Here is a 15,325-nt window from a genome sequence, read left to right as displayed (position 1 = left end):
TTATGAGATGTATTATAGTAGAAGATGAATTTCCGGCAAGAGAAGAATTAAAGTATTTTATAAAAAATTATAGTGACATAGAAATAATAAATGAATTTGATAATGGATTAGATGTATTGAAATTTATACAGGAAAACAGTATAGATGTAATATTTTTAGATATAAATATTCCTATGCTAGATGGAATGTTACTTGCTAAAACTATAAATAAATTTAAATCAAAACCTAAGATTGTATTTATTACTGCATATAAAGAACATGCAGTTGAAGCTTTTGAATTAGATGTTTTTGATTATGTATTAAAACCATACTCAGATGAAAGGATAATAAATACTTTAAATAAATTAAAAGATAATGAATTAACAAAAAATAACTCAAAGAAAGAAATTTTAGAAGATAAAAATGATATGCATGATGCAGTAACTTTGTGGAAAAATGATAAAATGGTAGTTTTAAAAACAAATGATATATACTACTGTGAAGCACATGAAAGAGAGACATTAGTATATACAAAAAATGAAGAGTATATAGTTAAAAGTTCTATATCTGAATTTTATAAAACTATAGCTAGTAATCAATTTTTTAAGACGCATAGATCATACATTGTTAATATTAATAAAATAAAAGAAATAATACCTTGGTTTAACAGTACATATATACTTAAGTTAAAAGATATTGATAGAGAAATACCTGTTAGTAGAAGCAAAATAAAAGAGTTTAGAAATCTTATGCATATATAATAATTATGAGAATGGATAATGTATATTATTTATATTTTTATTCATTCTCATTTTTATTATATGAAATGGAAAATTTTCCGCAAAAAGGGATGTACAATTAGAAAAATTGCCATTAAAATAGACTTACAGAAAACGTTAACAAAAATACAACGGGGAGGAAATAAAATGGATAAAGTAACACAGTTTATTGAAGAAAAAATGGTGCCTAAAGTAGCGAAGTTCTCAAACTTACGTTATATAAAAGCACTTCGTTCTGGATTTTTTGCTATAATGCCTCTTACTATAATAGGTTCTATATTTTTACTTATAGCCGATTTTCCACTAAATGGATATGCTGATTTTATGGCTAGTATATTTGGGGATAACTGGGGAGCGTATTTAGAACCAGGTTATAGAGCAACATTTGATTTAATGGGAATAATGCTAGCAGGGACATTATCTTATAAGTTGGCAGAAGATTATAAGTTAGATAGTTTATCAGTAATGATAATATCTCTAGTTGCATACATGATAGTAACTCCTAAATCTATGACAACAGAAGGTGGAGAGTTTGTAAATAAAGTAATACCTATGGTGTGGCTAGGAGCAAGAGGAGTAATAACGGCAATTATAATGAGTATATTATCTACTGAAATATATAGATTTGCAATAGATAAAAAAATAGTTATAAAACTACCTAGTAATGTTCCAGATATGGTAAGCAAATCATTTACAGCATTAGTACCAGGAACGATAGTTGTAGTTGTAGCTCTTATATTAAATGGAATATTCTTATTCCTTGGAACAACTATGCATGATTTTATATATACAGTACTACAAGTTCCTTTACAAGGACTTACATCATCTGTACAAGCAATAACTGTAGTAGCAGGATTAAATGGATTACTTTGGTGGTTTGGAATACATCCAACTGTAGTTAATTCTATAGTGAATCCATTATTAAATGCAAATGCAATAGAAAATTTAGAATTATTTAAAGCAGGACATCTTACATTTGAAAATGCAAATGTAGGAACTATACAAATGATAGATCAATTTGCAACTATTGGTGGAGCGGGAATGACGATAGGTTTAGTAGTAGCTATGCTTATAGTGGCTAGATCTCAAAGATTAAAGATGATGTCTAAATTAGGTGCAGTGCCTTCATTATTTAACATCAATGAGCCGTTAATATTTGGAACACCTATAATATTAAATCCATTAATGTTAGTTCCAGTAACACTAGCTCCAATAGTTTCAGTATTAATAGCATATATGGCTATGAAATTACAGTTTATGCTTCCGTTTAATGGAGTAATAGCACCATGGACAACACCACCTATAATAAGTGGACTTTTAGTAAGTGGATGGCAAGGTGCAGTAGTACAAATTATAGCAATAACAGCATCTACATTAGTATATTTACCATTTGTTAAAGCTTTAGATAATCAATATAGAAAAGAAGAATTAGAAATAGAAAATGATAACTCATCTATAGAAGATGAAGATGATGAGTGGGCATTTTAGTTATGAATTTAAATAGAAGAATTTCTCTTAGTGCTAAAAACCTAACTAAATTAGAAAAAGATCTTCTACATGGGCTTTTAGAAAATAAAAGTAAGTTCACATATAAGAAATTTACTATATCTAATATAGCGAATGAGTTTTTAGTAAGTAATACAAGTGTTCATAGATTATCAGAAAAATTAGGCTATGATAGCTTTATACAATTTAAGGATGATTATTTTAAAAAGAATGAAAAAAATGTAGATGTAAATATAGAAGAAAATAATGAATTTATAAATTTAATGATAGACACTTATAGTCTAGTTTCTGAGTCTATAGATGAAGAAATTATAGATAAGATGAATAGCTGTAAGAAAATAAATATCTATGGAATGGGTATGAGTAATTATTTGGGGAAAATATTTCAAATAAAGTTACAATTATTAGGCATACCTGCTGAACAACATGATGATTCGAGATTTATGAGGCTATCTAGTAGAATATTAAAAAAAGAAGAAGATTTAGTTATAGTATTATCTAGAAGCGGAGAAACGCCAGAGCTTTTAGAAGTATTAGTAGAAGCTAATCTTAGAGAGGTAGATGTAGTTTTAATTACTGAAACTAGAGGATCCACTTTTGAAAGAATGAGTAAGTATATAATTTATACTGGGTGTACACAAGATTCTGATGCAGATATTGACACTAGATTAAATTTTCACATAGCAATGGATATGCTTATAAAAAGGTTCATAGAAAAATATAAAAAGAAGGTATAGACATGTATAACTTTGAAGACATATTATATAGAAATGAAAATGGCTCTAAAAAGTGGAACATAGACTATATAGATAAAAGATTCCCAAAGCATAAGAGCATTTATTATCCATTATTTATAGCTGATATGGATTATAAACTACCTGAGGAAATAACAAGTAAATTTACTGAATACATACAAACTGGAGATTTTGGTTACTTTGATGTTTTAGAAAAGTTTAATAATTCTATCTCTAGATGGTATAAAAGGGTAAATAATATACACATAGATAAAAAATGGATAATACCTGGAATAGGTACTTTAGCATCGATGAATATAGCATTAAAAGCGACAATAAAGAAAAATTCAAATGTACTTATATTTACACCTGTATATGGACCTTTTAAAGATATTGTTATTAATAATAAATTTAATTTAACAACTCAAAAACTTTATAAAAAGAAAAATAGATATTATATAGATTTTGACCTTTTAGAAAAAAACATTGCAAAGAACGAAATAAAATGTATATTAATGTGTAATCCACATAATCCTTCTGGTAGAGTATGGAGCTTTGAAGAATTAAATGAATTAGTAAAAATATGCAAAAAGTATGATGTAACTTTAATATCGGATGAAGTTCATAGCGATTTAGTTTTAGATAAGGGTAAATTTACATCAATGGCTCAATTTTTTAATACTTATAAAAATATAATAATTAGTTCATCACCAAATAAAACATTTAATTTAGCAGGTATAAGTTCTTCATATATAATTACCAGTGACAACTCTATATATGAAAATATAGAAAGTGAATTTAAAAAAAATAAATTAGGTATTAACAGAGTTGGTTATGAATTTTCAACTATTTGCTATAACTATGGTCAAGATTGGGTAGAAGAGTTAACTTTAAATATAAAATCAAATATTAAACTAGTAAAAGAACTACTAGATTTAGATGGTATAAATGTAATGGAACCAGAAGCGGGGTATTTATTATGGATAAAGTTAGATAAAGTAACTAATACATTAGATTTTGTAGAAAAATTAGCTCAAAAGACAGGCGTATTAGTTGAAAGTGGGACTAGATTTGTTGATGGTGAAGATGGATACATAAGATTGAATGTAGCTACTAGTAAAAATATATTATTAAAATCAATGAAGGAACTAGTAAATTTTTATAGAGCGTTTAATGAAGTATAAGATGATTATAAGCACTTACTAAAATGTAAGTGCTTATTTTAATTATTCAATTTACCCAAAAATACAAAATTTTGTAAAATTTAAAAAATAATATTGACAATGATAACTGTTATCAGTAAAATGAAAGTACAACATGAAAATGATTAATTTATGAAAATTGTTTTCAATAAGTAGGAGAGATAACAATGAAGAAAAGATATTTAATAATATTGTTAATATTTCTATCAGCCGCTTCTTTATTTATAGGGGTTCATGATATAGCGATGGTAGATGTAATAAATTACAATAAAGAGAAAATGGATATATTTTTTATAAGTAGAGTTCCAAGGCTAGTAAGTATATTGGTAGCAGGTATGGGAATGAGCATATGTGGACTTATAATGCAACAGATTAGCAGAAATAAATTTGTATCTCCAACAACTGGAGCCACTATAGACTCAGCCCAGTTAGGTTTAGTATTTTCTATGCTCTTAATGCCTAATGCTGGGATGTCTGGGAAAATGATAATATCATTTATATTTGCTTTAGGTGGAACATTTATATTTATGAAAGTACTAAAAAGTTTAAAATTCAAAAATGCAGTATTTGTACCATTAGTTGGTATAATGTTTGGAAATATAATAGGTTCAATTACTACATTTATTGGATATAAGTATAATCTTATGCAAGATATAACTGCTTGGATGCAAGGCAACTTTTCTATGATAATAAAAGGAAATTATGAGATGCTATATATAACAATACCACTTATAATTATAGCTTACATATATGCAAATAAGTTTACTATAGCTGGAATGGGAGAAGATTTTGCAACTAATTTAGGACTTGACTACAATAAAGTTATAAACATTGGATTAACAATAGTAGCATTAGTTACAGTCTGTGTAGTGATAACGGCAGGTAGTATACCATTTATAGGACTTATAGTTCCTAATATAGTATCTATGTATAAAGGAGACAACCTAAGAGATAGCATATGGCATACAGGATTGTTTGGAGCTATATTTGTATTAATATGCGACATGTTATCTAGAGTTATAATATACCCATATGAAATCCCTATAGGACTTACAGTAGGAGTCGTAGGAAGTATAATTTTCCTTTGTATGATATTAAGGAGGAAATCATATGCAAATTAGTACAAATATAAATAAAAAAAGAAATTTAAGTTTAGATATAAATAAAAAAATATATATTATTGGATTATTAATAGTTATATTTTCAGCTTTATTTTTAACTGTAGGTGTAAATATGGAGCATTTAGACTATGCCATGAGCCAGAGGATACCTAAGCTTATAGCTATAATAATAACTGGAACTTGTATAGCATTTTCGTCTATGATATTTCAAACTATTACAAATAACAATATATTAACTCCTAGTGTGTTAGGTCTAGATTCGCTGTATATATTAGTACAAACTATAATAGTATTTTTCGTTGGAGTAGATAGTGTATTTATATCAAGTAAAAGTCACAACTTTATACTATCTGTAGTAGTTATGATAATAGCATCATTTATTCTTTATAAGAACTTATTTGAAAAATCTAACAATAACATATTTTTCTTATTACTAGTAGGTATGATATTTGGAACTCTATTTAAAAGTTTATCCACTTTTATGCAAGTTGTAATAGACCCTAATGAATATGCCGCTCTTCAAAATAGCTTATATGCTAGTTTTGGAAATGTTAACACAGATATATTGGTTATATCAGTGATAATAATAATAGGAATAATACCATTTGTATATGACGAATTAAAGATGTTAGATGTTATATCATTAGGAAAAGATCATGCTATAAATTTAGGAGTAGATTATGACAAAGTAGTTAAGAAGATGATAGTTGTAGTAGCTGTATTAGTATCTATATCAACAGCTTTAGTTGGACCAATAACATTTTTAGGGTTGTTAGTAACAAATGTTTCTAAACAGCTATTTAAAACATACAAACATTCATATTTAATAACTGCATCTATTTTAATTAGTATATTAACATTAGTAAGTGGACAGTTCTTGGTTGAAAGAGTTTTCACTTTTACTACAACAATAAGTGTTATTATAAACTTCATTGGAGGAATATACTTTATACACTTACTATTAAAGGAGAGTAAAGCATAATGATACAAGCAGCTAATCTTATAAAAAAATATTCTGATAAAACTGTTGTAAAAGATGTAACAGTTAATATAAAAAAAGGTAAAATTACATCTTTCATAGGGCCAAACGGTGCTGGTAAAAGTACTGTACTATCTATGATAACTAGGATTATGAAAAAAGATGGAGGAGAAATATTAATAGAAGGAAAAAGATTAGAAGATTGGGGGAGTAAAGAACTATCTAAAAAGATGGCTATACTGAAACAATCTAATAATATAAACTTAAAACTTACAATAAGAGAACTAGTGGGCTTTGGTAGATATCCCCATAGTGAAGGTCGATTAACAGAAGAAGATAATAAGTACATAGAAGAAGCTATACAATATATGAAACTAAAAGATATAGAAAATAAGTATCTAGATGAATTAAGTGGAGGGCAAAGACAAAGAGCGTATATCGCTATGGTTATTGCACAAAACACGGAATATGTATTTCTAGATGAACCACTTAATAATTTAGACATGAAACACTCTGTAGAAATGATGAAGGTACTAAGAAATTTATGTGATGATTTAGGAAAAACAGTAGTGTTAGTTATGCATGATATAAATTATACATCTTGTTATTCCGATTATATTGTTGCACTTAAAAATGGAGAAATTGCTAGATATGGAAAAACAGAAGAAATAATACAAAAAGATGTATTGGAAGAAATATACGAGATGGAGTTTGATATTAGAGAAATAAATGGAGATAAAATTTGTGTATATTTCTAAAAAAATTTAGGAAGTTAATGAGAAAGATAATCAATATTTTATAAAAGTAATTATTAAAAAGGAGAGTTAAGTAATATGAATAAAAAAGTAGCATTAGTATCGGGATTAGTTATAGCGGGGCTAGTAGGAGGTACATTAATATTTGGAGTAAGTAAAAAAACTAGCTCAGCTGATCAACAGGTAAGTCAAAAAGTATCAGTAAAACATTCATTAGGAACAACAGATGTTGAAGTTAATCCAGAAAAAGTAGTTGTATTTGACTTTGCAGCTTTAGATGCGATGGAAACTTTAGGAGTAGATAGTGTTGTTGGAACGGCTAAGAGTTCTTCTATACCTAAATATTTAGAAAAATATACAGGAGAAGAATATGCTAACGTAGGAGGACTTAAAGAACCTGACTTAGAAAAAATAAATGAACTTGACCCAGACTTAATAATAATAAACGGAAGACAACATAGTTTTTACGATAAGTTAAAAGAAATAGCTCCAACTATATCACTGTCAAAAGAAGATGGAAAGTATATGGAATCTTTCACTCATAATATGGAAGTAATAGGTGATATATTTGATAAAGAAGATCAAGTAGATGCAGAGATAGCTAAAATAAATGATAAAATAGAAGGCATAAACAAAGAAGTTAAGGAAAATGGATACACAGCAACAACTTTAATGGTAAGTGATGGAAACTTAAGTGTATTTGGAGCAGATTCAAGATTTGGGCATATATACAACACTCTAGGATTTAAAAATACAGATGATAATATAGAAGCAGCGAATCACGGACAAGATGTATCTTTTGAATATATAGCAAGTCAACCATCGGATTATATGTTTGTGGTAGATAAGTCTGTGATATCAAGTGATAAAAATCAAAAGCCAGCTAAAGATATATTAAATAATGAGTTAATAAATAAGACTGAGGTAGCTAAAAATGATAATATAGTATACTTAGATACTCATTCATGGTATTTAAGTGATGGAGGATTTATATCTACTAACACTATGTTAGATGAAGTAAATGAAGCCATAAGTAAATAGTATTATTTGAAAAAAGTTGTATGATTACTATGCAGTTGTCATACAACTTTTAAATTTTATAAATATTCTTTTTTTTATTACATATGCTTTTAAATGGGTATATAATAATATAGAAACGGAGGTATTATATGTTAAAAGAATTTATTAAATATTACAAGCCATATAAAAAATTATTCATATTAGATTTATTAGCAGCATTTACCGTTGCTTTATGTGATTTAGTTTATCCTATGATAACTAGAAATATAATGAATGAAGTTGTACCTAACAAAGATTTAAGAATGCTGTTAGTTTTTGCAGCAACACTTCTAGTTATATTTATTATTAAAGCAGGACTTAACTATTTTATGCAGTATTGGGGACATGTAGTTGGGGTTAGAATGCAAGCTGATATGAGAAGCTATGTATTTACTCATCTTCAAAAGCTTCCAAATACATATTTTAATAATAATAAGTCTGGAGTTATAATGTCTAGAATTATAAATGACCTTATGGAAATATCAGAACTTGCACATCATGGACCAGAGGATTTATTTATATCAATAGTAATGTTATTTGGATCTTTCTTTATATTAATGGGAATTAATGTACCGCTTACATTAATAGTTTTCTCTATATTACCATTTATATTTTTATATGCAATAACTCAAAGAAAGAGGATGTCAAAAGCATTCAAAGAAACTAGAGTAAAAACAGGAGATGTAAATGCAACATTAGAAAATAGTATAGCAGGTATGAGAGTAACTAAATCATTCTGTACAGAAAAAGAAGAATTAGAAAAGTTTAATAAGTCTAATAATATATTTAGACATGCAAGAGAATCTGCATATAAAGTAATGGCTCAGTATTTTTCTGGAATGTTTTTATTTATAGACTTATTAGAATTGATAGTTCTGATAGTAGCAGGATACTTTACGTATATGAACTATATAAATCTTGGAGATTTTGCAGCATACCTTTTATATGTAAAGATGTTTATACAACCAATTAGAAAATTAATTAACTTTACAGAGCAATATCAAAATGGAATGACTGGATTTGAGAGATTTACTGAGATAATAAACGAAGAAACTGAAAAAGAAAGCGATAATCCTATAGAATTAACAGATGTAGCAGGAAATATAGACATAGAAAATGTTTCATTTACTTATGAAGATGATAATGAAGTATTTAAAAATCTTAGCTTATCAATAGAAGCAGGTAAAACTGTAGCTTTAGTTGGACCATCAGGTGGAGGAAAAACCACTTTATGTAATCTTATACCTAGATTTTTTGAGTTTACTGAAGGTGATATAAAAATAGATGGAACTAGTGTAAAAGATGTGAGTTTAAATTCACTAAGAAAAAACATAGGAGTAGTTGCACAAGATGTATTTTTATTTACAGGAACTATAAAAGAAAATATAGTTATAGGTAAATCAAATGCAAGTGATGAGGAAGTTATTAGCGCGTGTAAAAAAGCAAGAATTCATGATTTTATAATGACTCTACCTCAAGGGTATGATACTTATGTAGGTGAAAGAGGAGTCAAATTATCTGGAGGTCAAAAACAAAGAATCTCCATAGCGAGAATATTCTTGAAAAATCCTCCAATTATGATACTAGATGAAGCAACATCAGCATTAGATAATGTTACAGAGCATGAAATACAAAAATCACTAGAAGAGTTAGGTAAAGATAGAACAAACTTAGTAGTTGCTCATAGATTATCAACTATACAAAATGCAGACGAAATAATAGTTTTAACTCCAAATGGAATAGAAGAAAGAGGAACACATAAAGAACTTATTGAGAGAGATGGTGTTTATTCAAAACTTCATAGAAAGTAAAGTAAAAGCTATAAGGTAGATAGTATTTATCAACCTTATAGCTTTTTTACGCTTAAGGAATTTAAGTATTTTGGGTATAAATCAAATATAAGTGAATTTTTAGCATGTATTAACAATAAATTAAAGATAAGCATATTAAATAGTATTACAATAAAGGAGGAGTTTGATTATGAAAGATTCTATATATCCTCAGATGAAAATCATAGAAAATAATAAATATATACTAAGACCTATATGTTTAGAGGATGCAACTAGTATGTTTGAATATTACTCTCAAGAAAGAGTGGTTAGATATCTTCCTATAAAGGTTCATAAGTCTATAGCTGAGACAAAAAGATTTATAAAAAAATATTTTATAGAAAATTATAAAAATGGACATATAAGTCATTGGGCAATAATAGATAAAACTAATAATAAATTAATAGGCAATGCAGGATTAAATAATATATCAATGAAAGACAAACAAGGGGAAATAGGTATATGCATAAATCCTATATATTGGGGAAATGATATAGCTTCACAAATTACGAAAATATCATTAAACTATGGATTTAAGTATTTGAATTTAGAAAAGATAATAGCAATAACATATGAGGATAATCCAAGTACTAAAAAATCTTTAGAAAATTTAGGATTTAAATATGTAAAAACTTATAATAAAAGAATTAAAATGTCTAGTGAAAGTAAAAATGTAAAATGTATTAGATACGAGATATTAAGGAAAGATTATATATTAAATAGATATTTAAATTGGGCTTAAAACAAATAGATTTTATAATAAAAAAAAGTATGAATTTAAATTCATACTTTTTTTAGGACATTTTAATTAAAACATAAGAATCTATATTAAATCTACTTTATTACAAAAAATATTCTGAATATTATTATAGTTAAAAAAATAAAAAAAGTAAATATAATTTTAAAAAAAATTATAATTGTCATAAAAAATAGAATTAGATAATACGAAAAAAAATACCATTCATATAGAATTCACACTTATAATGTAAAGTATATAGTAATAGTTTTAATTACAGGAGGATTATAAATAAAATATGAACAAGGAAAAAAAAGGTTTAAATAAAGCTATATTGATAGCTATAGTAGTTTTAGTTATAGGGTTAGGTATAGGTTTTTATATGGGTAAAGAAAAAGGAAGAACTTTACCAGCAACAAGTAGACATTATAGTGACAATAAAGTTATAGCTACTGTTGGAGATGTAAAAATAACAGAAAAAGAATTGAAAAATAGAATGGAACCTGTATTCTACATGAATGGCAAAACAAAAATGACCGATGAAGAGATAGATTATTATGAGCAAAATATGATAGATTACATAACGACTACTGAGATGCTTTATCAAGCAGGTGTTAAAAATAAAGTTAAAGTAGATAAGGAAGAGTTAGATGCTCAATATACATCTTTAATGGCAACTATATCTCAAAGTTTTGGGATGGATGAAGAAGCATATTTAAAGAAGTTTGATTTAACAAAAGATGGAGTTGAAAAATCTTTAGAAAAAGAAGCTATAGCAGCAAAATATATAGATGAAGAATCTAAAGTAAGTGATAAAGAGGTTGAAGAATATTATAATAAAAATAAAAAAGACTTTGATGAAATAAAGGCATCTCATATACTAATAAAAAATGTAGATGAAAATGGAGAAAAGTTAGATGATGCTAAAATAAAAGAAAATAAAAGAGTAGCTGAAGATGTATTAAAGAAAGCTTTAGAGGGAGAAGACTTCGCAGAGTTAGCTAAAAAATATTCAGAAGATGGAAGTGCTCAATCAGGAGGAGATTTAGGTTTCTTTGGAAAGGGAAAAATGGTTCCTGAGTTTGAAAAAGCTGCATTTAGTTTAAACAAAGGTGAAATATATCCTGAAGTTGTAGAAACACAATTTGGATATCATATAATAAAGAAAACTGATGAGCAAGAAAAAACTTTTGATGAAGTTAAGGATTCTTTAAAACAACAATTAGTATTAGAAAAACAAAATGCGTTAATAGAAAAATTAACTAAAGAGTATAATGTAGAAATAAAAAAATAAATTTAGAAAAATTTGACTCTTCTTAAATGACTATGTTTTATAAATGTGATAAAATTATAGTAAGCATATAGGGGGGCGATTTAAATGATAAAAAGACCGCAAGAATTAACTGTTAACGAGGTCAATAAATTAAGAGATGGTAGAGGTATAACTACTATCTATCATTTGATTGAAGGAAATGAATTAAAGGGAAAAGCTAAACTAATATCTAGATTGGTATTAGAACCTGGAGCATCTATAGGAGTACATGACCATACTGATGACTTTGAAGTATATTATATATTAAAAGGTGAAGGTAGAGTTTTAGATGATGGATTTATGCAACCGATAGGATCAGGCGATGTAGTATATACAGCTGATGGAGAATCTCATTACTTGGAAAATACTGGAAATGAAGAATTAGAACTTTTGGCTATAGTTATAAATGATTAAAAAAGATGGTAAATACCATCTTTTTTAATTTAATTCATCAAATAGTTCCGTGGCTTTAGCTTTAGCTTTTATAAGAACTTCTTCTCCATCAGGGGTTATTTTATAATATTTTCTTATTTTACCATCTACCAATAAATCTTCTTTTTCTAATAAATTAGAAGCCTCTAATGATTTTAATATAGGATAAATAGTGCCTGGGCTTACGTTGTATCCATGTTCTTTTAGTTCCTCTATCATCCAAGAACCATAAAATGGTTCTTTTTTTGCGTGATGTAGAATGTGAATATGTATGAATCCTAAGAATATCTTTCTTAATATTTGCTCTTGCATAACTACCTCCATATAATATAAAATATCAATATCGATATTCGATATCGAAAAATGATATTTAATAAAAACATATTATAAAACTATTTTACCATTATTAAAAAATTTTAAAAACATTAAAGTGGAGGTATCACATTGAATATTTTAAAAATTATCAATGTAAAATATTCATCGGATAAAGATGAAATTATAAAAGGTATAAATTTAACCGTTGAAAAAGGAGATTGTATATCTATAGTAGGCCAATCAGGATCGGGGAAAAGTACATTTCTTAAAATGCTTTCAGACTTAATATCACCTACAGGAGGCGCAATTTATTACAATGGAAAAGATTATAAAGAAATTAATCCTATAGAATTAAGAAGGAAGATTAGCTATTGTATTCAAATTCCATATTTATTTGGGGAAAGTGTATATGAAAATTTAGCATTTCCTTTTGAAATAAGAAACACAAGTGTAGATGAAGATGAAATTCTAAAATTATTAGAGTTGTTAAAGTTAGATAAAAGCTATTTAAATAAAAAGGTAGATGCTTTATCAGGAGGAGAAAAGCAAAGAATTGCTCTTATTAGGAACTTATTGTCTAAACCAGATATATTACTTTTAGACGAAGTTACATCTGGTCTAGATAAAGAAAATACAAAAATAGTACAATCTCTGATAAAAAAAATTAACGAAGAAGGTATGACTATTTTATGGATAACACATGATATGGACCAAAGTAAATCTATATTTAACAAAAGGGTACATATAGATGAAGGAAAAATAATAAAAGAGGAGAATCTAGCATCATGCAAACTATGTCACTTTTAATTGCATCAAGCTTAATAATTGTACCGATAATAATATCTCATAAAGAACAGTTGGGACTAGGAAAAGAAATAGGGATAAGTATGTTAAGAGCCGTAGTCCAATTAACTTTAATAGGATATATATTAGAAATAATATTTGGATTTAAAAGTAATATATTTACAGTACTAATTGTTTTAATAATGATTTTTAATGCAGCGTTAAATACTAAAAAAAGAGGCGAAGGAATAAAAAATGTAGTAGGTATATCTTTTATATCAATATTAATAGGGAGTAGTACTACCTTAATAGTATTAGTAGCTGCTAAAGCTGTGAATTTCACACCTAATGAAATAATACCTATTGCAGGGATGATTGTAAGTAATAGTATGGTAGCTATATCTTTAACGTATAAAAATCTTAATAGTAGCTTTAAAAACAGGAAAAGTGAGGTAGAGGTAAAGCTATCTTTGGGAGCTGATATAGGTCAGGCATCGAAAGATATAATAAGAGAGTGTGTGAAAACCTCTATAATACCATCTATAGACTCAGCGAAAACTCTCGGAATAGTATCTCTTCCAGGTATGATGACTGGACTTATATTAGGAGGAGCATCTCCTATGTTAGCTATAAAATTTCAAATAATGGTAACATTTATGATACTATCATCGGTTTCTGTTTCAACTATAATATCAACGTATATATCATATAAACATTTTTTTAATGAAAGAAAGCAAATTAATATATAATAGAAGTATAAAAATGGAATTATATGAAAAGATTACAAAATTTTAACCATTTGTATTCAATATCAACATAAAGTGTCGTATAATAGACTTAAGTGTATGAAATGAATAGAATGGGGGAATATGTGTTGAAGCGAAAAATAGCAATGGCAACCTTAGCATTAATACCATTGACAGCTACAAATGCATTTGCGTCTAACCAAGAGGGGATAGTAACGGCAACATCATTAAATGTAAGAAGCGGGCCATCGACAGGTCACCCAATAGTATTTACAGCTAAAAAAAATGATAAAGTTACTATACTTCAAAGTGAGAGTGGATGGTATAAGATAAGTTCTAAAAATGGAACTGAAGGATGGGCTTCTAGTGAATATATAAGTACAAACTTAGATAATATAGATAATTCTAATAAAAAGATAGTTAAAGCAGATAAACTTAACATGAGAAATGGAGCATCGACTAGTTATAGAATTATCACTAAAATAAATAATGGTACAGTGGTAGAACTAATATCAGAAAGTAACGGATGGTCAAAAATTAAATATGACGGAAGAATAGGATATGTATCAAGTGAATTTTTATATGATATAAACAATGAAAATAAACAACAGGAAATACCACAGACACAACCTGAATCACATGAACAAGAAAAAACTCCTGAAGTAGTGCCTAATGTAGTTAATGATACAAAAGCATCTACAATAAAGATAGTTACAGCGACATCATTAAATGTAAGAAGTGGACCATCAACAAGTCACGGAACAATAGGTAGTTTAAAGCAAAATGAAAAAGTAGAAGTAATATCAGAAAGTAATGGATGGTCGAAGATAAACTTCAAAGGAAAACAAGCGTACGTATCAAGTTCATATTTAAAAAATGATAACGGAGGATCAGTAACACCAGATCCAGACGATAAGCCAAATACAGGAAATACTACAACGAAAATAGTAACAGCAACATCATTAAATGTAAGAAGTGGGCCATCAACAAGTCACGGAACAATAGGTAGTTTAAAGCAAAATGAAAAAGTAGAAGTAATATCAGAAAGTAATGGATGG

The 15,325-nt window shown here is 27.4% G+C and carries 16 protein-coding genes; 15 read left to right on the top strand and 1 reads right to left on the bottom strand.

All coding sequences use genetic code 11. From position 1 onward, the window contains the following. The first annotated feature begins 2 nt into the window (after positions 1-2). The 12 genes from ACEXNK_RS10510 (at position 3) to ACEXNK_RS10455 (ending at position 12,405) form a co-directional block, all read left to right on the top strand. A complete protein-coding gene (locus tag ACEXNK_RS10510) occupies positions 3-740 on the top strand; it encodes a LytR/AlgR family response regulator transcription factor (RefSeq protein ID WP_373600618.1) in 738 nt (245 codons plus the stop codon). A 165-nt stretch (positions 741-905) separates the two neighbouring features. Next, on the top strand, positions 906-2,246 hold the full coding sequence (locus ACEXNK_RS10505) for a PTS sugar transporter subunit IIC (protein ID WP_373600617.1): 1,341 nt from the start codon (positions 906-908) through the stop codon (positions 2,244-2,246). A 2-nt stretch (positions 2,247-2,248) separates the two neighbouring features. Next, on the top strand, positions 2,249-3,001 hold the full coding sequence (locus ACEXNK_RS10500) for a MurR/RpiR family transcriptional regulator (protein ID WP_373600616.1): 753 nt from the start codon (positions 2,249-2,251) through the stop codon (positions 2,999-3,001). 2 nt (positions 3,002-3,003) lie between these two features. Next, the gene (locus tag ACEXNK_RS10495; protein WP_373600615.1) at positions 3,004-4,182 is read left to right on the top strand and encodes a MalY/PatB family protein; all 1,179 of its coding nucleotides are present in this window, start codon (positions 3,004-3,006) and stop codon (positions 4,180-4,182) included. Positions 4,183-4,367: 185 nt separating this feature from the next. Continuing rightward, positions 4,368-5,321, top strand: coding sequence for an ABC transporter permease (locus ACEXNK_RS10490; protein WP_373600614.1), 954 nt, complete (start codon positions 4,368-4,370; stop codon positions 5,319-5,321). Next, positions 5,311-6,303, top strand: coding sequence for an iron chelate uptake ABC transporter family permease subunit (locus tag ACEXNK_RS10485; protein ID WP_373600613.1), 993 nt, complete (start codon positions 5,311-5,313; stop codon positions 6,301-6,303). The genes ACEXNK_RS10490 and ACEXNK_RS10485 overlap by 11 nt, the downstream gene beginning before the upstream one ends. After that, the gene (locus ACEXNK_RS10480) at positions 6,303-7,058 is read left to right on the top strand and encodes an iron ABC transporter ATP-binding protein (RefSeq protein WP_373600612.1); all 756 of its coding nucleotides are present in this window, start codon (positions 6,303-6,305) and stop codon (positions 7,056-7,058) included. The genes ACEXNK_RS10485 and ACEXNK_RS10480 overlap by 1 nt, the downstream gene beginning before the upstream one ends. Before the next feature lie 75 nt (positions 7,059-7,133). Continuing rightward, positions 7,134-8,096, top strand: coding sequence for a siderophore ABC transporter substrate-binding protein (locus ACEXNK_RS10475; protein ID WP_373600611.1), 963 nt, complete (start codon positions 7,134-7,136; stop codon positions 8,094-8,096). A 128-nt stretch (positions 8,097-8,224) separates the two neighbouring features. Further along, a complete protein-coding gene (locus tag ACEXNK_RS10470; protein WP_373600610.1) occupies positions 8,225-9,925 on the top strand; it encodes an ABC transporter ATP-binding protein in 1,701 nt (566 codons plus the stop codon). 169 nt (positions 9,926-10,094) lie between these two features. Next, positions 10,095-10,685 (top strand): GNAT family N-acetyltransferase, encoded by a 591-nt coding sequence (locus ACEXNK_RS10465; RefSeq protein WP_373600609.1) that lies wholly within the window; start codon positions 10,095-10,097, stop codon positions 10,683-10,685. A 292-nt stretch (positions 10,686-10,977) separates the two neighbouring features. Beyond that, positions 10,978-11,973 carry a peptidylprolyl isomerase gene (locus ACEXNK_RS10460; protein WP_373600608.1) on the top strand — a complete coding sequence of 332 codons (996 nt, stop codon included), beginning with the start codon at positions 10,978-10,980 and terminating at the stop codon, positions 11,971-11,973. 84 nt (positions 11,974-12,057) lie between these two features. Beyond that, positions 12,058-12,405: a cupin domain-containing protein gene (locus ACEXNK_RS10455; RefSeq protein WP_373600607.1), complete on the top strand. Its 348-nt coding sequence runs from the start codon at positions 12,058-12,060 to the stop codon at positions 12,403-12,405. Between the two features lie 24 nt (positions 12,406-12,429). On the opposite strand, the gene ACEXNK_RS10450 is transcribed toward ACEXNK_RS10455, so the two are convergent. Next, positions 12,430-12,735, bottom strand: coding sequence for a PadR family transcriptional regulator (locus ACEXNK_RS10450; RefSeq protein WP_373600606.1), 306 nt, complete (start codon positions 12,733-12,735; stop codon positions 12,430-12,432). Between the two features lie 132 nt (positions 12,736-12,867). On the opposite strand from ACEXNK_RS10450, the gene ACEXNK_RS10445 reads away from it, so the two are divergent. The 3 genes from ACEXNK_RS10445 to ACEXNK_RS10435 form a co-directional block, all read left to right on the top strand. Continuing rightward, on the top strand, positions 12,868-13,545 hold the full coding sequence (locus tag ACEXNK_RS10445) for an ABC transporter ATP-binding protein (RefSeq protein WP_373600605.1): 678 nt from the start codon (positions 12,868-12,870) through the stop codon (positions 13,543-13,545). After that, a complete protein-coding gene (locus tag ACEXNK_RS10440) occupies positions 13,524-14,270 on the top strand; it encodes an ABC transporter permease (protein ID WP_373600604.1) in 747 nt (248 codons plus the stop codon). Before ACEXNK_RS10445 ends, ACEXNK_RS10440 begins: the two co-directional genes overlap by 22 nt. 125 nt (positions 14,271-14,395) lie before the next feature. Next, on the top strand, positions 14,396-15,325 hold a 930-nt coding region (locus ACEXNK_RS10435), incomplete at its 3' end, for an SH3 domain-containing protein (protein WP_373601600.1).

Origin of the sequence: Paraclostridium bifermentans (genome assembly GCF_964259345.1) — a bacterium.
GTDB classification, from domain to species: domain Bacteria; phylum Bacillota; class Clostridia; order Peptostreptococcales; family Peptostreptococcaceae; genus Paraclostridium; species Paraclostridium bifermentans_B.
This window is presented reverse-complemented; position numbering and strand designations above follow the sequence as displayed.